The organism is Magnetospirillum molischianum DSM 120 (assembly GCF_000294655.1).
Taxonomy (GTDB): domain Bacteria; phylum Pseudomonadota; class Alphaproteobacteria; order Rhodospirillales; family Magnetospirillaceae; genus Phaeospirillum; species Phaeospirillum molischianum.
Map to the genome: position 1 here is coordinate 1 of NZ_CAHP01000027.1, position 22,684 is coordinate 22,684.

Sequence of the window (22,684 nt, forward strand, 5' to 3'; positions counted from 1 at the left end):
CGAACGAGGAGATTCGGATGAAGAAGAGTCGGTTCACGGACGCCCAGATCATGGGGATCCTGCGTCAGGCGGAGGAGGGTATCCCGGTCCTGACGCTGTGCCGCGAGCACCAGATGAGCAGCGCGACGTTCTACAAATGGCGGGCGAAATACGGCGGCATGGACGCCTCGATGATCTCGGAGATGAAGGGGCTGGAGGACGAGAACCGGCGGCTGAAGAAGATGTTCGCCGAGCTCAGCATGCAAAACGAATTGCTGAAGGAGGCTCTCGGAAAAAAATAACCCGGCCATCCCAGCGCCGGGAGATGGCCGAGACAGCTGTGGCGCGACGAGGGATCAGTATTGCGTTGGCGTGCCGGACGTTTGGGCTCAGCGAGACGTGCTATCGCTATAGCCCGAGGCTCTCCGACGAGAACGAGCAGATCGCCGACCTTTTGATCGGGCTGACCCAGGCCAGAAAGACCTGGGGGTTCGGCCTCTGCTTCCTGTATCTGCGCAATATCCAGGGGCATGACTGGAACCACAAACGGGTCTATCGGATTTATCGCGCGTTGGAACTGAACCTGCGCATCAAGCCCCGGAAGCGGCTCAAACGCGACAAGCCCGACGAACTGGTGGTACCAGACGCCCCCAACCAGGTCTGGTCGATGGATTTCATGGCGGATCGTCTGGAGGATGGCAGGGCTTTCCGGCTTCTCAACGTGCTGGATGATTTCAATCGGGAGGGGCTCGGCATTGAAGTCGATTTTTCGCTGCCCGCAGAACGGGTTGTCCGGATGCTGAACCAAATTATCGAATGGCGCGGCAAGCCAGCGACAATTCGGGTCGACAACGGTCCCGAATATATCAGCGGCACGCTGATGAAATGGGCCGAGACGCGCGGCATCGGCCTCCAACACATCCAGCCCGGCAAGCCGCAGCAGAACGCCTATGTCGAGCGTTACAACCGGACGGTCCGGCATGAATGGCTGGGCCAGTTCCTCTTCGAAACCATCGCGGAGGTGCAGGATCAAGCGACAGAATGGCTCTGGACCTACAACAACGACCGCCCCAATATGGGCATCGGCGGCATCACACCCGCCCAGAAACTGAAATTGGCCGCCTGAGTTCTATGTCCAACCCCCGCTAAAAATGGGGGGATTACCTTTTGATCCGCTCCAGGAGCGACTGACCGAACGGGAGGTCGCTGAAGGGGGATCTGCGCACCTCACGTTGCTGCCTTACGCCTTGGGTGATGGGGGTACCCATACCCTTCACATCAACAATCATGATGCCACCTCGTCGCTTTACCCTCTCAATACGGCAGGCAACGCGCCTTTTCCTTTGCTGGCCCAGTTGCAGACCGTGCGAACCGAAACCGTAGCAACCAAACGTCTCGATGACGTCGTGCCACACCAACCGGTAGATTTTCTCAAGCTCGATGTCCAGGGGGGAGGACTCTTAATCCTCGAACATGCCCGCGAAGTTCTCAAACAAACGGCTTTGGTCCATTGCAAGGTGGAATTTTCCCCTATTTATCAAGGTCAGCCACTTTTTGGCGATATTGCCGCCTTTTTGGATAGGCATGGATTTTATTTTCTGGATTTTACATTTTTCGGTCATTACGCGTCTGAAACTCGTTTAGGTTTCAACAGCAAAGATCGGCTGATGTGGGCCGATGCGCTGTTTCTGCGCCGGGATCCATCTGCTGATGTCAAGTCATCTCAGGCCTTATCCCTCGCTCTAATCTATCAGAAATTTGCTTTAGCGGATCATTTGCTCTCTTTATGATGATCTCTGCTTTGCTCTTAACGTCAACACCACTCGTGGCAAACTTGGCTGTATCGTGAAAGGCGAAATCAGTGCGGAGACCTGTCGCCTTATTCTCGACATCAACACACGCGATATGGCTATCTACAGCCACGCAGTGGCCCGTCTCCTGGAACGGGAGCAGACCGGCTGAGCCGGCTTAAAGGGAGTGTGATGAAGTTGACGCACCAGTCTCCGGCTCAGCTCAATGTCGTGGGTACCAGTTCGGGGAACCCTCTCCTGAACCAGCAGGCCGGCTTGGTCCGGCTGGCGGCTCATGTCGGCATGTTGCTGGAGCGAGGGCTGGTCCAGCGGGCGCGGGCCCGTCTGCGTGGTCCGGCTCATTGCCGACCCGAGGGGCCGCGCCAATTGCTGATCGACGTCTCACGCATTCACCAGCATGATGCTGGAACCGGCATTCAGCGGGTGGTCAGGGCGCTGCTGGGACAATTGCACGCGGTACCGCCACCCGGTTGCGTGATCCGCACCGTTGCTGGCACCCGGCGGCGGCCTTACCGTTATGTCGATGGTCCGCCCGGCGCTGACGATACGATCCAGGTCCGGCCCGGCGATCTGTTTCTTGGACTCGATCTGTCCGCCCATGTCATTCCCAGCCAGCGCCGCCAGTTGGCCGGATGGAAGCGGCAGGGAGTCAGTCTGCATTTCGTCATTTATGATTTACTGGCGATCCATCATCCAGATTGGTTCTCGCCAAAATTGGCGGCGGCGATCCGGCGCTGGGTGCGGGCGCTGGCGATCCTGGCCGACAGTGCGATCTGCATCTCGCCGGTGGTGCGGGATGATTTCGATGCCTGGATCACCGGCCGGTATGGTCTGGCAGCGGGTGAGATTGCCACGGCAGTGATCCCGATGGGCCATGATATCCAGGCCACCGCGCCGAGCCGGGGTTTGCCGGAGGGGTTCGAAAACCTATGCACTATCCTGGCTGACCGTCCGACTCTGCTGATGGTGGGAACCCTGGAACCACGCAAGGGACACGCCCAGGTGGTGGCGGGGTTCGAGTTGTTATGGTCCCGGGGGGAAGAGGCTACTCTCGTGATTGTTGGCCGTCCCGGCTGGAAGACCGAGCCGCTTCAGGCGCACTTGCGTGCCCATCCCGAACGGGGCCGCCGGTTGTTCTGGCTCGATGATGCCAGCGACGAGGCCCTGGCCCGGCTCTATCAGGCCTGTGACGGGGTGATTGTCGCGTCGCTGGGGGAAGGGTTCGGCCTGCCACTGATCGAGGCGCTGGGGTATGGCAAGCCGGTGTTGGCCCGTGATCTGCCGGTGTTCCGTCCCCATGCTCGTCCTGGCCTTGAATTTTTCCAAGCCCAGGATCCTGCGGCCCTGGCCGATTACCTTGTCTCCTGGCTGGAACGGCTGACGGAGGAAGGAGAGGTAGCCATCGAAACCACCGTTCAGATCCCGTCTTGGCAGGAGTCGAGTTGTGCCCTTGTAGACCATCTCCGGCAAAGTGTTTTTCTCTCGCCAGAATCTTTTGTGGAAGTTGTTGAATAATTATGATTATTGCGCCGAATATTTTGAGGATCTGCTGTCTTTCTAAAAAATTAAAAAATAAATTGTATATTCTATACTAAAGGTTGAGAGTGTTACTCTGGCAGATCTGCGGACTGGTTTTTCTCTGATATTTACAGATGTTTTTTGCGAGATGATGTTGAACTCGTAGCGCAAGTCTCAGAGACATATCTCTGTCTACCGTTAAAGGTTGGGAACGGCAGTTTTTTTCTCGCCAAAATCCTGCATATTTGGGCCGTCCGTTGTGCGGGGGTGACATTGGGTCGCAGATGTTTGGTGTTGGCCAGTTATGCCGGCGATGAGGCGGATGTCAAAGTCATTGACTCTGATCCTTTGCTGGAGGGCGGTTAAAGGTGAGGGTAAGTCATTATGTAGAATCGAGTGAGATTCACACACATAAATCGTATCTTGGTGAAGATAATATTCATGCGTTTTATTTCAATGATCTCGATTCAAACTTACCCCCTGCGCTAAGAAATATTCCAAAGATATCTGTATCTTGGAATTTGGCCAAGCTTTGAAGGATTTGTATAGTGCTAATGAAAGTACGGCGGTTAGATGGTGCTTTATATTCTCGGTTTTGTCGATTTCATGAATTTAGGCATGCTGGTTGCGGAGTTGATGGCTCTGTGCCATGCAACGGAAACATTGCCCCGCACGGTTGTTATGTATTGCGAGATTAAATCCTTTGAAATATATAAAGGATGGGAAGATATCAGTTTACGTTGGACGTATTCAGGGTTCCGCTTGGTTGGTGTTCCAGATCAATTTTATTTTTATCGTAATTTGAATAAAAACATTGAAGGAGTAAATCAGATTGTGCGGAACGATGGCGTTTTTCTTCGAAAAACGAAAATTCAGGAGAGATGCGCCGTGAAAATATTGACTGTTTTGGAAAATTTCAAAAATATATCAACGTCAAGAATGCTTTCGGAGAGAATTCATTGATAGCCCAGAGCAAAAATAAACAGACTATTCGAGCCCTTTTCGTTTCCCATGTGGGGCAGAAATGCGGTGTCCACCATTTTGGTGTTCGTCTGTTTGATGCTCTGCAAAGCTCCTCCGGCGCAAGTTTAGAGTGGCGTTACATTGAGTGTGATGATTTTGAGTCACTTGAGGCCGAAACTCGGGCCTTTTCCCCGGATATTATTTTGTTTAATTACCACTTTTTAACCCTGAGTTGGGCGGGATATGGGCGTGCAATGTCATTGCCCGCAGTGACATTTGCCATTTGCCACGAGTTCAACCAGGAAACTGTGGATCAGAGTTCATCTGGGCAATTTCACTTTCAACTTTGTGCTGATCCGACGGTGGTCTCACGGAACCCGGTGGTTGTTCCTGTTCCCCGGCCGCTTCCCTTGCTTACGGAGACGTTTGCTCCACCTCCGGCGCGGTTCACAGTTGGGTCGTTTGGGTTCGGAACCCGAGGAAAGGGGTTCGAGAAGCTCTGTGCTCTTGTTGATGCTCAGTTTGATGATGCTTTGATTCGAATCAACATCACACCCCACGACAATCTACTGCTCTGTCCGCAGGACGATGTGGATGCCATCATCGATTCCTGTCTCAATGCAATTCAAAAACCCGGGATTCAACTGGAGGTGACACAGAACTTTTTCTCGGACGATGACCTCATCCATTTTCTCTCAGAGAATTCAATCAATGCCTTCCTTTACGAAGAGACGATGGACGGTAATCACGGTGTTCTAGCCAGGGGGCTGTCCAGTTGCATTGATTTTGCGTTGGCCAGTGGCAGGCCGATTGCCGTCAGCCGTTCGCAGATGTTTCGTCATCTCCACACCCTCAATCCATCAATTTGTGTTGAAGATCGATCGCTTGCTGAAATTGCTGCATCCGGCGCCCAGTTTAAAGTTGATTTAATACAGTCTTTTTCACAGGAAGAGCCCGGAGTCGCCTGGAATCGGGCCCTACTTGAGGCTTTTCATGCGGTTCAGTTTTCTCGTGATACGCCGGATGGACGAGGGTTCAACAAGATTCTTGATGATCGCTCCCGCTGTGCTTACGGCGAAAGCCTTCGGTCTTTGTCCGTGCTTGCTCCTGATGTTCTCGCTCGTAAGATTGAGCGAGCCAATATTCAGCAGGCATTCACGCTTGATGCTGCCGAGCGGTTTTTATNAAAAAATAGCCGTGCTAGAATTCTTGCGATTGGGTCTTTTGATGATACTGCCGTGGCAGCGTTACGGGCGAAAGGTTATGAAGTTGTCGAGGCCGATCCCAATGTTAACGGACTTGATCTCGAAGCTTTTTATCGTAAACCGGAAACGAGGTTTGGTTTCTATGATCTTGTTCTCTGTGTTTCCGTATTGGAGCATGTTGAGGATGACGTTGCCTTCATGAAAATGACGGCAGATTTGCTTTCTCACAATGGAGTGGCGATTTTTACTGTTGACTTTTCAAATCACTATGAGTCCGGAGCAAAAAAGCCGGATGTCGATTTGCGTCTATATACAACATCATCATTAAAAAAGTTGATGAGTGAGATTCACGATTGTGTTTTAGTCGATTCCGCGTCATGGGATGATGATAGCGATGATTTTGAATATGAAGGAAGCCACTATTCCTTTGCCAGTATGGTCTTTCGAAAGGTCGTTCCTCCGCGTTTGACGCGTCGAGGTTTTTCTATATTACGTCCACCCTATTTTAGGGATTTGCTGTCAAAGACTGAAGGACGTTTGTCAGAGATAGAGGCGATCCATCGCCAAAGCCTGGAGGATCATCGCCAAGCTCTGGGGGAGGTAGAGGAAAAATATCGTGAAATTTGCGAAAATTTACGTCTGACTGAGGATGATCGCCGTCGACTGATCGAGCAAAGTCTGCTCGATGCCGAAGAGCGTCGTCAACTGAACGAGCAGTTGCGTCTTGCCGAGGAGGATCGTCGCCGACTGTTCGAACAGAGCCTTCTTGATACCGAGGAGCGTCGTCAACTGAACGAGCAGTTGCGTCTTGCCGAGGAGGATCGTCGCCGACTGTTCGAACAGAGCCTTCTTGATACCGAGGAGCGTCGTCAACTGAATGAGCAGTTGCGCCTTGCCGAGGAGGATCGTCGCCAACTGTTTGAACAGACTCTGGCTGATGCCGAGGAACGTCGTCAACTGAACGAACAACTGCGTGTCAACAAGGAAGATCGTGCCCGATTGCTTGAACAAAGTCGGATTGATGCTGAGGCGAATTGCCAGCTTTGTGAGCAATTGCGAAACTTGGTTGACCAGATTGAAACCCTGTCCGGTCATTTGAGCTTCTTGCGGACCCGCAAATATGGTTGGCTGGTTTGGGGTAGCCTGAGCGGAAAAACAGCAATGCCTGCCGCCATGCTGGCGCCTCCCTCCACCGCGCTTACGGAAAAAATCCGTCACGTTTCCCAACTGCTGGAACTTGACGAGGAAACCTTTCTTGCCCAGGCCTACCAGGTGTTGCTCTACCGTTCCGTGGATCCTGTCGGTCTCGCTTTTTACCGGACGCTGCTGGGTCGGGGAGTCTGCCGCGAGGATATTCTGGCGCAGATCCGATTGTCGCGTGAAGGCCGCAGGGTCGGCGTCAGCCTCAAAGGCCTCGCACCTTTGTTGTATCGCCACCGCTGCCGGACGCTTCCGTTGCTTGGCTCGTTGGTTCGGTCTGTTTTCTCGGACAAATCTCGACAGCTTCCATCGCCGGAAGCGTCTCTATCGTCCTGTCAGGATCAGGCGAGTTCGGCTGCAACCGATCTTGTTGTCCCCGCCCAGGCTGCGCCGCCCCAGAACCGATCTGATGGGGGCGACGTGTTGTCTTCGTCTTACGGGGAGAAATCGCCGTTAACCGGTTTGGTGCGGTCTCTGGCGAGGAAAGCGAAAACGCGCCGCCAATTGCGTCGGCATTTGCGGGCGGTTGAAAACCAGATCCATGTGCTGAGCCAGCAAGCTGTTGCCCGCGTGCAGACTATTCAGCAGCTTCGCTTGCGGATTGGGTGGATTTCCACTTGGAACGTCCAATGCGGTATCGCCACCTACTCGCAGCATTTGTTGGATGGAATTCCGGCTGATTCTGTTGTGGTTCTTGCTCCTCATTTCGGAGACGATCCGCAGATGCAAGCCGATGCTGCGAATTGTGTCCGCTGCTGGACTGTGGGTAAGGATGCCAATCATCTGGAAAATGTCCTGGCCCAGATCGATGCTCAGCAAATAAATTCACTTGTTGTTCAGTTTAATTATGGTTTCTTTAACCATGGCGATCTTGAGCGCTTTTTAGAAGCAGTTCTTAACAAAGGAATAGCGGTCGTGGTTGACCTTCATTCAACTATGGACCCGTTCGATGGGGTGCCTAATTTCCGTCTCGCAGAACTGCTTCCGGCGTTACATCGCTGTCGAGTGTTAATTCATTCCGAAGCAGATCGGTCTCGTTTGGCGGCTATTGGTCTCATTAACAATGTGACCCTCTTTCCGCATGGCCTTCTTAACCGCAATATTGGACTAACCAGTAGCAAAATAAAATCTGGCCCTCCTCTGGTGGCATCATTCGGGTTCTGCTTTCCCCAGAAAGGCCTAACCGAACTGGTGATGGCGGCAGAACAATTAAAGCGAGCTGGACGGCCAATTCATCTCCGTCTCCTATGCGCTCAACATCCGAATCCGGTTACTGGTTCTGGACAATATGTGGAAGGCTTGCGCGGCTGGATTAGTAAATTAGAGATGGATGCAGAGGTTGATTTGTGCACAGATTTTCTGCCGGATGAAGTCTGTCTGTCGTTATTGCGTGAAGCTGATCTGGTCACTTTCCCCTATCAGTCGAGCAGCGAATCTGCCAGTGGCGCAGTTCGTTATGGTTTGGCAACAGGGCGTCCGGTGGCCGTGTCTCCGTTGCCGGTGTTTGGCGACCTTACCGACATTACTTTTGTCCTCCCTGGCACCACTCCGGACCAAATTGCACAGGGCTTGGCCGATCTGTTACCTAAGATTGCGGCAAATAGCGAGGAAATCGTCTGGGTTCAAGAGGCGGCGCGGCGTTGGCGCGAGGAGCACGATTACGCCAATCTCAGTCGGCGCATGATCGGTCTATGCCTTGATCAGATCCGGCAAACTAGGTCAGGTTTGGACCTTCCCCCTCCCTGACCATCGTCCGGTTAGTTTGAGCCGGCAAGATCTGTTTTTGTAATCGGGAGATCTGACTTTGGACGTGAATATTTCAAAAAAACAACCGGCCCCCAAGAAGGTGCGCGGAGCATTTATAAACACGGCTAAAGCTCAGTGTAGTATTTACGAGAGCGGTCGAATGGCCTATGGGGCTCTTGAGCCGATTAACCAAGAATCCGTCTGCTCTCTTGATTATTTTTCCCTCGATGAAATTGATATCCAAGCTTTTGCCGGGGCTCGGAAAGTCATTCTGTTGCCAACGGCCTCTCCACGGCCGGTGGCCGAACAGTATGATTTCTGGGTGTTCAACTGGCATCCGATTACGATGGCACCGCACATCTCAAACGAGCAGATTCGGGCCTTGCCAGGGAAGAAATTCACCCTCGTTCTTGAAGTTGAACCTGATGATCCGGTACGCCATGTGCCGCTGGCGACTTTTGATGGATACATCGTCCTTGATCCGACCGTAGAGGCGCGGGACACAATATTTCCGTTTCCCCGTCCGTTGGAAGGACGGATTCTTACCCCCCGTGCGGCGAGTCGTGCGGTGCCGCAGATCGGGTCTTTTGGGTTTGGAACTCCCGGTAAGGGCTTCAACTTATTGGTCGAAGCGGTTAACCGTGAATTCGATGCTGCGCGGATTCGTATCAATGTTCCGGCTGCGACCTATGCCGATGATGCGATGTTCTCTGTCCATCAGAAAAACTACGCACGTTACCTTTCTGATATCTGCCATCGCATTGCCAAGCCGGGAATTGAGATAGATTTTACTTTTGATTTCATGCGGTCGGATCAATTGCTTGATTGGTGCGCCGAGAATGATCTTAACTGCTTCATGTATACGCGGCGCCAATCAGGGCTGTCGGCGACGACCGATCAAGCGATCGCGGCGGGAAGGCCATTATTGGTCTCTTCTAATGACACCTTTCGTCATATCCACCGTTATATTCCGCCCTATCCGATAACCAGCCTGAAAGCGGCAATGCAGAACACACTGCCTGCTGTGCGTCAGATGCAGGAGGATTGGTCACAAAAGGCGTTCTGTGCCGTTTTTCTCCGTATGTTGGCAAGTTCGGGAGTTCTTCCGAACTCAACGGTGAATGGCAACCTGCTTTCTGTTCAAGTCAACACTCCGCGTCCGCCGGTCATGGTCGCGTTCTCGAAATCCTTGACTATCCCGGATGCGTTTGCATACCCCAACCGGGTGATCGGCAGTATCTCCCGATCGAGATGCTTCGATGTGTTGAGGGTTCCTTATGAAACCGTGGCGGAATTGTCTTGGGCGGTCAATGAGGTCAATCCTGCGGCCGTCATAATCTGCCCTGGGCCGTCTCAAAGCGATGTTGCTGCCGCGCTCCAGGGAACGACGGCGGTTAAAGTGTTGTTGGCCGATGAACAAGCGGACTCCCAACAGGCATCGTTGGGGCTGACAGTGTGGCCCCGTCAGCCGATCATCCCCTATTTCACGTCTTTTGTTCCGTTGCCGGCGGCGTCAACAACTATTTGGCTGATCGGCTTTGCGGCAGAGCAGTCAAATCTGGAGGCGGTTGTCTCGAGAATTCTCCAACAGACACCCGGTGCCCATCTTCAAATCGATATCCCGCGCTGGGAATCGGACGGCCAGCGTCAAGCTGCTGAGGCCAGACTGGAGCGAATTCGTACGGCTCACTCTGCTGATCCCAATTTCAGAATCAGCTTCGTTGAACTCTCTTATTGGCGAGCTTGTGAAGAAGTCGTTCCTGCCTTGGCCGCCAGCCATCTCGTCATTCTTTACAATGATCCGGCACGGCGTGAGGAGCTTGGCAATATCGCGGATCTTGCGTTCACAACCGAACGTCCAGTGGTGTTTACCCGCCAGGCTCCGTTCCCTAACTATCTTGGCAACGGCAGTTTCTTTGAGGATCACGACCTTAACTCGTTGATCGACCAAGGTGTTGCGGTCCAAAGCGAGCTTTATAATCGTTTTGGGGAGTGGACGTTTTTTGCGATGTTGTCGCAGATTGTCCCGAAAGAGGTGCCTGCCGGCTACCGTGCCAAAGAGGCGGCCTCGATCTTAGAAAAAGTGTTGAAAATCAATCTCGGATACAAAGCCGCGCCAACGGCAGAAGTCCTGCTGGCACACGAAGGTGCCGCATTCGTGCGGTGCGCCTATTTGACTCTGCTCGGCCGCGAGGTTGATCCTCAGGGGTTGCATCACTATCTCGACCGGCTGCAACGCGGCGCGCGCCGGGGAACAATTGCGGCCGAACTCCTGCTTTCCGCCGAGGGACGCAAGCGTGGGGTGAAATTGCCGGGGTTGGAACGTGAGGTTACCCGCTACCGCCGGCTGAAGATGCCCGTGGTCGGGCCGCTGCTGCGTCTGGGCGGCAGAGGGGACAAGCTACATCCCGCCACCTTGTGCTCGGCGAGTGATATTGCGATGCTGTTTACTCTTGATGGGGAGGAATTTGTCCGGACTGCTTACCGTGTCCTGCTCGGCCGCGAGGCCGATACGGGTGGGTTGCATTATTATCTGGACCGTCTGAATCGAGGGGCTCGTCGTGGGTCTGTGGCTGCAGAACTTTGCCTGTCGCAGGAAGGTCGGAAACGGCGGGGTCATATCCATGGCCTTGAAAAGGAAATTGCCCGCCATCGTCGCCTCAACGCCCCCTTAATTGGCCCGTTGCTGCGGTTGTGTGGTGCAGGTGATCGCATCCGTTCCCCCTCCGGCCGTGCCCTAATCGGCCCCGTCACAAGCGCTGGTCCCAGTGTGGTGGCAAATTCAGTGGCAGAGCTGCTGAGTTTCTACGATGAGGCTTTTGTCCGGAGTGCCTATGCCACTTTGTTGAGACGTGATGTAGATCCACAAGGGATGAAGCATTATCTGAGTCAGATCCGCGATGGCGAAAGCCGTCGGCACATCCTGGTTCAGTTGCGTTTGTCGCAGGAAGGTAAGCAAAGATCGGTGAATCTCCCCGGCCTTGATGCCGTGTTGGCTCGCTATCGGATATTGAAAACCCCTATACTTGGTTCGGTTCTACGGATACTGGGTGCTGATCTGGAGGAAGAAACAGTCGATCAGCAGATTCGCGTTATTGAGAACCAGATCGCGCGTTTAAATGACACTTTGAGCCGGCCGGTTTCCATTTCCATCTCCAACCCGGTGCCTGTTGTCCCGGAGTCAGTTCCTGCGCCTGCCCCGGAGTCAGTTCCTGCGCCTGTCCCGGAGCCAGTTCCTGCGCTCGCCCCGGAGCCAGTTCTCGCGCCTACCCGGGAGCCAGTTCCCGGCTCAGAAGAAAATGCGCATGCTAAGCGGCATTTTGATGCCTTATTGGCGTCTGATCAAAAAATCCTGTTTTATTACGTTCAACCGATGGCAANGTCTCAATTGCCGGCCGAGGGACGGGTCCTGCGGGGTGTTGCTGAAAGGTTGACCGCTTGTGGCGAGACACTTGTATTTGTGACCTGGGACGTCGATCTCAGTCTCTATCGCTTGCTAACCAAGCCTGAATTGACGGTTGTTGGTCTGGAGGCTATGGTGGATAACTATCCGGCGACGGAATTTATCCATCTGCCATTGCCAGCTGCCGCAACGTCAGTGCCGACGGGATGGTTGTTGGTGGTTGAACCGGCCCCCCTCTCTCCCACCAGCCCGAGCACAGTCGATGTCATCATGGGCGCAAACCGCCTCAATCTGCGCACGGCAGTCGTCGATCACGGCGCGTGGCGACTTGACGAGACCGCCGATGACGCCGAAGCGGAACGGCAAGAACGCCACTTGCAAGCTCTGCTGATCGCCGACCTGATTTTGCCGGTTTCAGGTGCAGTTGCCGATGATATCGCGCGGTTCTTCGTCCAGCATCAGTTGGCGCGGACAAGCCCTTTGATTCGGCCTGTGCCCATCCCCGGCGGGAATGATGACGCGGGGGGATGGCGGGCCTATGTCCGCGCCTTGCGGGGTGAACTCGCTGCCGCCGAAGACCCATTACGGACCCTGTCGGCTGTGTATTACGTGGTCGAACCGTTGGCTCCGGCTGATGGGTCGGACCAGTTTGCCTGGTTCGCGAGCTTGTTCGCGACGGGGCTGATCGCGCAGGGGATCGAGTTGATTCCCGCACGCTGGGATCAGGCTGGTGCTCGTCTCGTTGCAGCGGGTCCCGAGGCGCTGTCGCGACTGGCAGCATATGGAAACAATACGACGTCGTGGTCGGAATGGTGCGAGCCAGGACAGCCCGGTGCCCCCAACTGGGTGTTGGCGCCAGGCCTGAGAACTGGAAAAGAAACGGTCGCTTTGCGCGCCTTCACATCGTCTCTCGGCCTGCGGCTCGGTGGCGTTCTGTTGGATGGGGGCCGCGATCCCTCAGCCGGGGGATGGGTCGAGCTGGTGTCCTTCGACAAACTGTTTATCGCAAGCGAGACTCTGCTTAAGGCGTTCCGTCGTTTCCTTCTCGGGTGGAACGGTCAGGTTCATAGTGCCGAGCATCGTTTCTCTGCCATCGCCCTGCCGAATGCAGGCAGTGGAATCGGCCGTCGTAAACCGCGTTTGAAACGGGGTGGGCGTGCGCATGTCCTCATTCACCTGTCTGACGTGAGTCGTATCGACGGTCTGACTTTGCTGGATAGCATCGACACCGTATTCCGGCAGGCGGGCGATAGGATTCGGGTCACCCTGACCGGACAGTTGCCGGCTGACGCCGGAGCCGAGGCGACAGCCTTGCGCCAGCGGATTGCCCTCATGACGGAGGAACGAGTGCGGTGGATCGAGGATCTCGATCTGCCTGCTATTCTTAGCCAGCTCCATGATGTTGACCTCGTCGTTTCTCCCAACCTCGGCATTGGAGTGGATCCTCTAATCCAGGAGAGCCTGTGGCGTGCCGTGCCCGTTTTGACGGCACAACGGTGTGACGACGATTGGGTCGGTGAGGACGGAGTCATTACTGTCGATGTGGCCGATGGAGCTGCATTGGGAGAGGCGATTTGTCGCGTGGCGGGGGATCGCAACCTGTTGGAGACCCTGACCTGGGAAGCGGCTGAACGTCCAGTCACGCATTGGTCACAGTACGCCAGACAGATCGCCGTCGATCTTGCCTCCGACAGACCGGCCGATACGCTCGTATATCTGCCGCCTCTGGACGGATCCGATCTGTATTCTGCGTTCCCGGCTCTGTGCCGCCGTCCGCGTCCCCGTCTCTCCGTTTGCATCAGCACCTATAACAGAGCTGGGTGGTTGCAACTCAATCTGCGTAACATGTTCCGCCAGTTCCCTGAAGAGCATCATGCGGTTGAGTTCCTGGTCGTGGACAACACGTCCACTGACAACACTCCAGAAGTAGTCCAGCCTTATTGCGGGCGGTCTGATTTCCGTTACGTCCGTAATCCCCGTAATGTTGGAATGTTGGGCAATCTGGCTGTGACAGCCCATCTGGCTCGGGGGGAGTATGTTTGGATCCTTGGAGACGATGACCTTGTTAAACCTGGGGTGATTGAGCGCATCCTGCATGAAATTGGCTCCCATCCCGGATTGGCGATGGTTTACGTCAATTACGGTTACACTACGGAGAACGAGCCATGGCGGATCGAAGACCTGCCCAGTTTTCTGGATGGAGCAACCCCGATCGAACCGGCCTGCCCGGATGAGTACAACAAAGTCAAGCTGCTGGCAGCAAAGAACGAAAATTTCTATTCGGCGATTTTTAGTCAAATCTATCGCCGGGATCACGGGCTAAGAGCGTACAGCCAGAACACTCATGGCCGTATCTTCTCGACAATGCTGACATGCATCCCCACCACATACTATGTTCTGAACTTCATGTCAGAAGAGCAAGCCGTCTGGTTGGGACAGCCCTCTCTGGTGGTGAATTCTAACGTTTCCTGGGTCGATTACGCCTCGTTATTCGAGCTGGAACAATTCCCGAAAGCCCATGATCTGGCTGTCCGGATGGGTGGAGACGTCGAAGCGATTGATCGGCGTCGGGAGAAACGGCTGTGGATTGTCGAGTTGTATTGGAAGCAGATCTTCCTGAACGATCCCCATGGAAATAGCGCTTACTTATCCGCTGAGGATATTATCATGCGGATAAAGCATCTTGAGGGGTTTGCTGAATTCCGTGAATCCTTAAAGGAATTCTACGATCAAGGTTTTCGCAGTGGGAATCCTGCGGCGAATTTGTCCGTGAATGAACTCTTCCCTGTTTGGTAACTAGGAGATCACTTTGATGTCTGCGTATCATGAAATCAAGGAATGCCGGATTGGTGGTGGATCTGACCTAGTGTCAGTTCTGAATCTCGGTTTTCAATCCTTGACTGGTGTTTTTCCTAGAAGCCAAGACGAAAATGTAACGGTTGGTCCGCTTGAGCTGGTCTGGGCTCCGAAAAGTGGGTTGTTACAGCTTAAGCACTCCTACAATCCGTCGGAGATGTACGGTGACAATTACGGTTATCGCTCCGGCCTCAACCAGTCGATGGTCACCCATCTGACCGATAAGGTGGCCTATCTCGAGCGTCTGGCCAGCTTGCAGCCGGGCGATGTGGTGCTGGATATCGGTAGCAACGACTGCACCACCCTCAAGGCCTATGCGACCAAGGATCTGCGTCGGATCGGTATCGATCCCACCGGCCGGAAATTCGCCGAGTACTATCCGTCGGAAGTGACCCTGGTGCCGGATTTCTTCTCGGCCGACGCCTTCCGCTCGGTTGAATCGCGTTCTGCCCGCATCGTCACCTCGATCGCGATGTTCTACGATCTTGAAGCGCCGATTTCGTTCGCTCGCCAGATCGCCGCGATCCTGGCCGATGACGGTATCTGGCATTTCGAGCAGAGCTACATGCCGTCGATGCTGCGGCTGAATTCCTACGACACGATCTGCCACGAACATATCGAGTATTATTCGCTCCATGCGGTGCAGCGAATCCTGGAAGCGGCCGACTTGCGGCTGGTCGATGTGGTGATGAACGCGGTCAATGGCGGCAGCTTTGCTGTCACCGCCGCCAAACGTTCCAACCGCTCGGTGCGGGCCAACGAGGCGGTGATCAACTGGCTGCTCGAACAGGAAGACCGGATGGGGTTGCATACCCCCCGTCCTTATCGTGAGTTCGAGGAGCGGGTGTTCCGCCACCGCGACGACCTGACCCGCCTGATCCGTTCCCTCAATGCTGACGGGAAGACCGTGCTCGGCTACGGTGCCTCGACCAAGGGCAATGTGGTGTTGCAGTTCTGCGGCCTGACCGCCAAGGACATTCCGGCGATTGCCGACGTCAATCCCGAGAAGTTTGGCCGCGTTACCCCTGGCTCGCACATTCCGATCGTGTCCGAAGCCGATGCCCGGGCGATGAAGCCTGACTATTTTCTGGTGTTGCCCTGGCACTTCAAGGACGGCATCCTGCGCCGCGAGAAGGAATACACCTCTGCCGGCGGCCGCTTCATTTTCCCCTTCCCGGAAATCGAGATCGTTTAAATGAAAAACGCAGTTATCACAGGGATAAGCGGTCAGGATGGCGCGTATCTGGCTCAACTTCTGCTGGAAAAAGGTTACAGGGTCTACGGGACCTACCGGCGGACTAGTTCGACCAATTTCTGGCGCATTGAAGAACTGGGAATCTCCCAGCATCCGAACCTGCATCTGGTCGAATATGACATCACCGACCTCGGCACCAGCATCCGCCTGATCGAGGATACTCACGCTGACGAGGTGTATAACCTCGCCGCTCAGAGTTTCGTCGCGGTGTCGTTCAAGCAGCCGGCCACCACCGGTCAGGTGACCGGGCTTGGCGTGCTCAACCTGCTCGAAGCGATTCGCATCGTGAATCCCAAGGTGCGCTTCTATCAGGCCAGCACTTCGGAGATGTTCGGCAAGGTGGTCGAGATCCCGCAGTCGGAAACCACCCCGTTTTATCCGCGCAGTCCCTATGCCGTTGCCAAGCTCTATGCGCACTGGATGACGGTCAATTATCGGGAAAGCTACGATATCTTCGGGGTCAGCGGCATTCTGTTCAATCACGAATCGCCGCTGCGGGGCCGGGAATTCGTCACCCGTAAGATTACCGATTCCTTTGCTAAGATCCTGCTTGGGCAGCTTGACACAATCGAGCTCGGCAACCTTGACGCTAAGCGCGATTGGGGCTACGCCAAGGAATATGTCGATGGGATGTGGCGGATGTTGCAAGCCGATACGCCCAGCGCCTATGTCTTGGCCACCGCCCGCACCAAAACGGTACGTGATTTCGCCAGCATGGCGGCGAAAGCCGCCGGATTCGATCTGGTCTGGGAAGGGGCCGCAGAAAACGAGATCGGCATCGACCGTGCCTCTGGCAAGGTTCTGGTCCGGGTCAACCCGCTTTATTATCGTCCGGCCGAAGTCGATTTGCTGATCGGCGATCCGACCAAGGTGCGGGAAGAACTGGGGTGGGAGGCTAAGACATCGCTGGAACAGTTATGCCAGATGATGGTCGAAGCCGACATTCGTCGCAATAAAACTGGAAGTTCGTTCTAGTTTCAATCTGTTCAGGAGAGGTCCGTGTCGAAACGAGCCTTAATCACCGGTGTCAACGGGTTCACCGGCCGTCATATGGCCGTAGAATTGAGTCTATCCGGATATGAGGTATTCGGTATCGTTCATCGGCCTCTCTTGAAATTGCCATCTGGTGTAAGCGAGGTCCATGTCTGTAGTCTCAATCAGACCATGGGCCTCGCTGAGATCATGGCTGAAGTGCGTCCTGATGTTGTCGTTCATCTCGCAGCAGTCTCAACAATCCTGTGTGATGATATTGATCTGATTTATCAGACTAATCTGCTCGGCTCTCGCCGTATTCTTGATGCATTATGTCGGCAGGAGTGTGGCAGAGACGGCGTCCTGCTGGCAAGTAGCGCAACCATTTATGGCAGTGCTCATGCCGGGATGCTGACTGAAGATGCTCTGCCGTTTCCTGCCAATGATTACTCAGTTAGCAAGTTGGCGATGGAGCATCTTGCCCGTTTGTTTTCTGATCGGTTGCCAATCGTCATTGCCCGTCCATTCAACTATACCGGGGTCGGGCAGGATCTGAGTTTCCTGATCCCGAAATTGATCAGTCATGCCCGGCAGAGGAAGATAACGATAGACCTTGGCAATCTTGATGTTGCCCGCGACTTCTCCGACGTGCGGAGCGTTGTGGCGTGTTACCGGCGCCTGCTGGAGTGTCCGACCGCACGCGGCCGTACCTTCAATGTCTGTTCCGGCCAAGCGCACAACCTACGCCAATTGCTGGATATGGTCGAAGAGATCAGCGGTTGCTCCTTTGAAGTCAAAACCAATCCGGCTCTGGTCCGTGCCAATGAGGTGAAGACCTTGTTGGGAAGCCGTGAGCGTCTGATTGATGCGATCGGTGAAGTCTCCGAAATTCCGCTGTACGACACCCTACGCTGGATGTTCGAGGCGGCGGAATGAAAATCACGCTCAGCGTCGATGCCCTGTCTCCCAGCTTGACCGGGATCGGCCGCTATACCTGGGAATTGACCCGCCGCCTCCCCTCGACGGCCGGGATTGGTGAGGTCCGTTACTATCGAAACGGTCGGTGGATCGCTGATCCCGCTACGCTGCTGACCGATTCGGTGCCCCGGCGCCGCTCGCGTCTGGTGCTGCCTAAGCCGGCTTGGGTGCGTCGCTGGGCGCTGCGCCGGGCCTGCCGGGGCTTGCTGTTTCACGGTACCAACTATTTTCTACCCGATTGCACAGATATCGGGGTCATCACCGTCCATGATTTATCGGTGTTCAAGTTTCCAGAAACCCATCCGGTGGAGCGGATCCGGCAGTTCGAAGCCAATTTCAACCGATCGGTGCGCAAAGCCGCGCATGTGATTACCGATTCGGAAGCAACACGCGGCGAGGTGATCGATTTTCTGGCCTGCTCGCCGTCTTTCGTGACGGCGGTTCCCCTTGGGGTCGAGTCGCGTTTTGCTCCCCAGACCCAGCGTGAGCTTGACCCCTTGCTCCGTTCGTTTGGTCTTGCGTATCGGAGGTACAGCCTGTGCGTCTCGACTTTGGAGCCGCGCAAGCGGATCGGCCATCTAATTGAGGCTTACCGCCAGCTTCCCGAGGCACTCCGCCGTTCCGTTCCCCTGGTCCTGGTCGGTGGGGGAGGCTGGTGTAATGACGGACTGAAGCTTGAGATCCAGCGGGGCCAGTCCGAGGGATGGCTGCTGTCCCTTGGGTTCCTGCCCGACACCCAGCTTCCCGGCCTTTATGCGGGGGCCTCTCTGTTTGTCTATCCCTCACTCTACGAGGGGTTTGGTCTGCCGGTGTTGGAGGCGATGGCGTCGGGGGTGCCGGTCGTCACCTCGGACCGGACGAGCTTGCCGGAGGTGACCGGCGGCGCTGCCGCCCTGATCGATCCGGACGACGTGATGGGGCTGAAGGAGGCGATCCATCGCGGACTGGAGGACGAAGCATGGCGCCACCATGCCAGCACGGTGGGGCTCGCTACCGCGCGCCATTTCGATTGGAACCGTTGTGCCGAAAACACGGTCGTAGTCTATCGGAAGGTTCTCTCCGGCTCAAATGCAGTCTGATCAGCGCTATGTGTCTGGCCAGATCAGGGGGGATTACCCCTTAATTCCGCCAGTCGCCGTGTTTGCCGCTGCTCCCGTTGGTAAGGGAGCGGCGTTCGCTGCGGCGGCGCAGTGGGCCGAGCAGGCGTCCGCTCCAACTTGACGTGTGCGGTTTGGGCTGCGTTTGCCAGTCCTTGCGCGATTCCTTAATCAGCATCTTGCCCTCATGATTGGCGGTCAGGGTCAGGGTGCGCTGGTGATAGGCTTCGAGATCGGCGTGGAAGCCAACGGTGAGGATGGTCGCGCCGCGGAACTCGTCGATCAGCAACTGCATCAGGCGGCGTTCGCCTTCGGGGTCAAGGGCATCGGTTGCTTCCTGCATGACGATCCAGCTGGGCCGGTGCAGCAGCAGGCGGGCGAAGCCCAGGCGTTGTTGCTCTCCTGCGCTCAGCGCCTGGTCCCAACTATTGTGATGGCGCAGGCGTTCTGTCAGATGGCCAAGGCCGACCCGGATCAGGGCATCGCGCATTGCGCCCTCGCTAAAGCTGTCTGATGTCGATGGATAGGCCAGAACTCCGCGCAATGAGCCGATCGGCATGTAAGGACGTTGCGGCAGGAAGAATAAGGTGGCGTTGCTGGGCAGGCTGACCGTCCCCTTACCCCACGGCCATAAGCCGGCGACGACTTTGAACAGCTTTACGGCGGCACCGGGATCACCGCCGACCAGAACCCGTTCGCCCGGTGCGATTTCTGCGGAAAAGCCCTCGATCACCACCCGGCCGTCGGCATCGGCGATAGTCAAGTCGTGGAAACACAGGGTCGGAATATTTGACCGTTCGACAATCACCGCATGGGCGTCGGGGCGGGTGGAATCGTCACGCAGGGCCTGGAGTGCGTCGTTGAGCGATAATACCCGCTCGACCGAAGCCCGCCATTCCGCCACTTTCTGCATGTTGTCCACGGGCCAGGACAGTGCCGACGTCAGTTGCTGGAACGCCAGCGCCGATTGCATTGTCTGGCCCAGCGTGATCGTACCGGCGATATAGCGCGGTGCGGCAATCAGGATTGGAAAGGCAGTCGAGAATACCGCATAGCCCGAGGTGAATAGGAACAGGCGGGTCAGACCTGCGGTCTGTCGTCGCCAAGCGCCTTCGATGCCCCGGAACAGTTCAGAGAAGCGGCGGCGTTCGCCAACTTCGCCATGGACCAGGGCGATGGCCTCGGAATTCTCGCGGGCGCGGACCAGCCCGAAGCGGAAATTGGCTTCGGCGGTTTGGCGTCGGTCGGTGGCGCGGATCAAAGGCTGTCCCATCCACAGCGCCAGCGACGAGGCCACCGAGGCATAGGCCAAGGCGACCCAGACCATGAAGCCGGGAATCGGCATGGTGACGTCACCCAGGGTGATGCTGATTCCTTCGGATAGGGTCCACAGGATATTGATGAAGCTGATCAGCAACAGACCGCAATAGATCATGGAATGGGCTAGATCGACCGCCGATTCAGTGCTGGTGCGGATGTCTTCCGCGATCCGGCCGTCGGGGTTGTCGTGATTGCCGGGCAGGTGGTTCAGTTGATAATGGTGGCCCATCGCCATCCAATTATCTTGCAGCCGCCGCGTCAGCCAACGACGCCAGCCAAGTTGAAGTTGTCGCTTAAGCCGCAGATGCAGGCCGGTGATGCTCATGCTGGCGATCAGGATGATAACGATCTGAGCGATCAAGGTGTAAAACTGATCGATCGACCGCTGTTCCAATGCATCGAACAGGCGAGCGTTCCACATGTTGATCTGAATTGGAATAATCACCTGACAGATCGTCAGAATTCCGAACAGCATCAACCGCCAACGGATTTTCCACTTTTCTTCGGACTTCCAGTACGGTCCAGCCAGTTGCAGAAAACGTCTGAAGAATGTGCGTAGGGGCACAGATGCCGTTTCTGTTGTATCGGCCGTGTTGTCGGTGATGCCGTCCGTTGCCATCCGTCTTTATCCCGATCCCCAAGGATCACCCCGCCGAGGGATCACTTAACCCTGTTTAGCGGGGCGCGTGAAGGGGGCATCGCGAACTTTAAAGAGGTCGCTCCAATCGTCCGGCGAGATCCTGGATGAACTGCCATGCCACCCGGCCAGAGCGAGCGCCGCGCGTCACTGTCCACTCGTTGGCGGCGCGGTGAAGCTCAACGGTTTCAATCGGAAGTTTGTAGCGGATGACATAGCCTTCGACGATCGACAGGAAGGTGTCCTGGTCGAGATGGTGGAACCCCAGCCACAATCCAAATCGGTCGGACAGCGAAACCTTTTCTTCGATTGCTTCGCCGGGATTAATCGCGGTGGCGCGTTCATTGTCGATCATGTCACGCGCCATCAGATGACGGCGGTTCGAGGTCGCATAGAACACGACGTTGGCCGGGCGACCCTCGATGCCGCCTTCCAGTACCGCCTTCAGTGATTTGTAGGCGTCATCTTGCTGATCGAACGACAGGTCGTCGCAGAACAGGATGCAGCGCCGCCCGCTTTCCTTCAGCAGGCGCAGACAGCGGGGCAGGGTAGGGATGTCTTCGCGATGAATCTCGACCAGCGCCAGCGAATTGGGGGTTTCGGCATTGATCGTGGCGTGAACCGCCTTGACCAGGGATGACTTCCCGGTTCCGCGCGCGCCCCACAGCAAAGCATTGTTTGCCGGAAGTCCTTTGGCGAAGCGGCGGGTGTTGTCGAGCAATTGTTCGCGTTGGGATTCGATGCCGCGTAACAACTCGATCTCGACCCGGTTGACGGTGGTGATCGGGTCCAGCCGATCGGGATCGGCGTACCAGACAAAGGCGTCGGCGACCGATAGATCGGCCTTGGCCAGCGGTTTCGGCACCAACCGCTCCAAAGCCTGGGCGATAGAGTTCAGGGCTTCGATGGCGGCGATGAAGTTCATGGGACGAATCCAGGACTGGCGAGAGGGAATGCGGTCGGAAGCCTATCACCATCAGCCATTCTGGCAAGCCATTAGGAAAGAGGCTTTTGCTCGCCGTAAGGCCATATGGAATATCGTTTCAGTTGGTCAGATACTTGTCTTTGCTATAATTTAAAGAAGATAAGAATGGGGCAACTGGACGCGTATGAGCGTAGGGTTCTTGCCATGTAATTGCTCACGGGGTTGGCGTCGATTTTGTCAGGCGACGACGAAGGTGCCGTTGACGAGGTCACGAACGGCCTGAAGGGCAGTCTGGCCCTTGAGGCGCGCCGTGCCGGTGACAGACCGGTATCCGGCATGGACTTGGGCACCCCAGTCGGAGCGGAATCCATTGGTGACCTTGCGGAAGACGACGGAGGGCCGGATCTCGCGCTCGGACACATTGTTGGTGGGCGGGACCTCGCGATCGGTAAGGAAGACGAAGAACTTCGTTCGCCACGCCTTGATCTGGCGCTGGAGGATTTTCCCGGCCGGATGAGCGGCGGGGATGGCGAGCAGGGTGTCGAGGCGGCGCTCTGCCTTGGCGGCATAAGCGACCAGCGTAGAGTCCTTGAGCTCTGTTCGTCGTTTGCCGACACGGATTGCCCAACGGAGATGATCACGAATTTTCGGGGCGAAGACGGTGTCGCCGCAATCGATGGCGTATTGGACGTCGCGCAGGACATGGGCGAGNCAGACCTGATGGGCCAGGGCGAGATCCTGCTGTCCGGCGTAGCGGTCGGACACCCAGACCCCGGGGCGGTAGTCGCCCAACACGGTCTCGGCGACGCTTTTGGCCCG

General features: G+C 55.8%; 13 protein-coding genes. 10 read left to right on the plus strand and 3 right to left on the minus strand.

Features of this window, described 5'->3' with window-relative positions; genetic code table 11:
* Positions 1-17: 17 nt before the first annotated feature.
* The 10 genes from PHAMO_RS12095 to PHAMO_RS12150 all read left to right on the plus strand — a co-directional run bounded on the left by PHAMO_RS12095 (position 18) and on the right by PHAMO_RS12150 (position 18,965).
* A protein-coding gene (locus PHAMO_RS12095) for an IS3 family transposase (RefSeq protein ID WP_155801774.1) occupies positions 18-1,105 on the plus strand; the annotation gives its coding sequence in 2 pieces (ribosomal slippage) (positions 18-279 and positions 279-1,105; 1,089 coding nt in all).
* Positions 1,106-1,130: 25 nt separating this feature from the next.
* Positions 1,131-1,769 (plus strand): FkbM family methyltransferase, encoded by a 639-nt coding sequence (locus PHAMO_RS12100; RefSeq protein WP_002729714.1) that lies wholly within the window; start codon positions 1,131-1,133, stop codon positions 1,767-1,769.
* Positions 1,770-1,961: 192 nt separating this feature from the next.
* Positions 1,962-3,305: a glycosyltransferase family 4 protein gene (locus PHAMO_RS12105; RefSeq protein ID WP_002729717.1), complete on the plus strand. Its 1,344-nt coding sequence runs from the start codon at positions 1,962-1,964 to the stop codon at positions 3,303-3,305.
* Between the two features lie 576 nt (positions 3,306-3,881).
* Positions 3,882-4,271, plus strand: a complete 390-nt coding sequence (locus PHAMO_RS19480; RefSeq protein WP_002729721.1) for a hypothetical protein — start codon at positions 3,882-3,884, stop codon at positions 4,269-4,271.
* An 830-nt stretch (positions 4,272-5,101) separates the two neighbouring features.
* Positions 5,102-8,422, plus strand: a complete 3,321-nt coding sequence (locus tag PHAMO_RS19025; protein WP_456085339.1) for a methyltransferase domain-containing protein — start codon at positions 5,102-5,104, stop codon at positions 8,420-8,422.
* Between the two features lie 2,008 nt (positions 8,423-10,430).
* Complete coding sequence (locus tag PHAMO_RS12130; RefSeq protein WP_456085340.1) at positions 10,431-14,621, plus strand: DUF4214 domain-containing protein; 4,191 nt, start codon at positions 10,431-10,433, stop codon at positions 14,619-14,621.
* A gap of 16 nt (positions 14,622-14,637) precedes the next feature.
* On the plus strand, positions 14,638-15,876 hold the full coding sequence (locus PHAMO_RS12135; RefSeq protein ID WP_002729727.1) for a class I SAM-dependent methyltransferase: 1,239 nt from the start codon (positions 14,638-14,640) through the stop codon (positions 15,874-15,876).
* Positions 15,877-16,911, plus strand: coding sequence for a GDP-mannose 4,6-dehydratase (gene gmd / locus PHAMO_RS12140; RefSeq protein ID WP_002729728.1), 1,035 nt, complete (start codon positions 15,877-15,879; stop codon positions 16,909-16,911). It abuts the gene before it with no gap.
* Between the two features lie 24 nt (positions 16,912-16,935).
* Entirely contained in the window at positions 16,936-17,844 is a 909-nt protein-coding gene (locus PHAMO_RS12145) for an NAD-dependent epimerase/dehydratase family protein (protein ID WP_002729729.1), read from the plus strand.
* Positions 17,841-18,965 carry a glycosyltransferase family 4 protein gene (locus PHAMO_RS12150; RefSeq protein WP_002729731.1) on the plus strand — a complete coding sequence of 375 codons (1,125 nt, stop codon included), beginning with the start codon at positions 17,841-17,843 and terminating at the stop codon, positions 18,963-18,965. The genes PHAMO_RS12145 and PHAMO_RS12150 overlap by 4 nt, the downstream gene beginning before the upstream one ends.
* 40 nt (positions 18,966-19,005) lie before the next feature.
* Here PHAMO_RS12150 and PHAMO_RS12155 read toward each other — a convergent pair whose 3' ends face one another.
* From PHAMO_RS12155 to PHAMO_RS12165, 3 genes are all read right to left on the minus strand, one after another.
* Positions 19,006-20,922 carry an ABC transporter ATP-binding protein/permease gene (locus tag PHAMO_RS12155; protein WP_002729733.1) on the minus strand — a complete coding sequence of 639 codons (1,917 nt, stop codon included), beginning with the start codon at positions 20,920-20,922 and terminating at the stop codon, positions 19,006-19,008.
* An 88-nt stretch (positions 20,923-21,010) separates the two neighbouring features.
* A complete protein-coding gene (locus PHAMO_RS12160) occupies positions 21,011-21,865 on the minus strand; it encodes an ATP-binding protein (protein WP_002729734.1) in 855 nt (284 codons plus the stop codon).
* A 237-nt stretch (positions 21,866-22,102) separates the two neighbouring features.
* Positions 22,103-22,684, minus strand: a 582-nt coding sequence (locus tag PHAMO_RS12165; protein WP_040567061.1) for an IS66 family transposase, incomplete at its 5' end; no start/stop codon positions are given.

What these genes read in the sequence shown, in the direction of transcription:
- PHAMO_RS12100 (WP_002729714.1), top strand. Translation starts at nt 1,131, where the DNA reads ATGGGGGGATTACCTTTTGATCCGCTCCAGGAGCGACTGACCGAACGG.
- PHAMO_RS12105 (WP_002729717.1), top strand. Translation starts at nt 1,962, where the DNA reads ATGAAGTTGACGCACCAGTCTCCGGCTCAGCTCAATGTCGTGGGTACC.
- PHAMO_RS19480 (WP_002729721.1), top strand. Translation starts at nt 3,882, where the DNA reads ATGGTGCTTTATATTCTCGGTTTTGTCGATTTCATGAATTTAGGCATG.
- PHAMO_RS12135 (WP_002729727.1), top strand. Translation starts at nt 14,638, where the DNA reads ATGTCTGCGTATCATGAAATCAAGGAATGCCGGATTGGTGGTGGATCT.
- gmd (WP_002729728.1), top strand. Translation starts at nt 15,877, where the DNA reads ATGAAAAACGCAGTTATCACAGGGATAAGCGGTCAGGATGGCGCGTAT.
- PHAMO_RS12150 (WP_002729731.1), top strand. Translation starts at nt 17,841, where the DNA reads ATGAAAATCACGCTCAGCGTCGATGCCCTGTCTCCCAGCTTGACCGGG.
- PHAMO_RS12155 (WP_002729733.1), bottom strand. Translation starts at nt 20,922, where the DNA reads ATGGCAACGGACGGCATCACCGACAACACGGCCGATACAACAGAAACG.
- PHAMO_RS12160 (WP_002729734.1), bottom strand. Translation starts at nt 21,865, where the DNA reads ATGAACTTCATCGCCGCCATCGAAGCCCTGAACTCTATCGCCCAGGCT.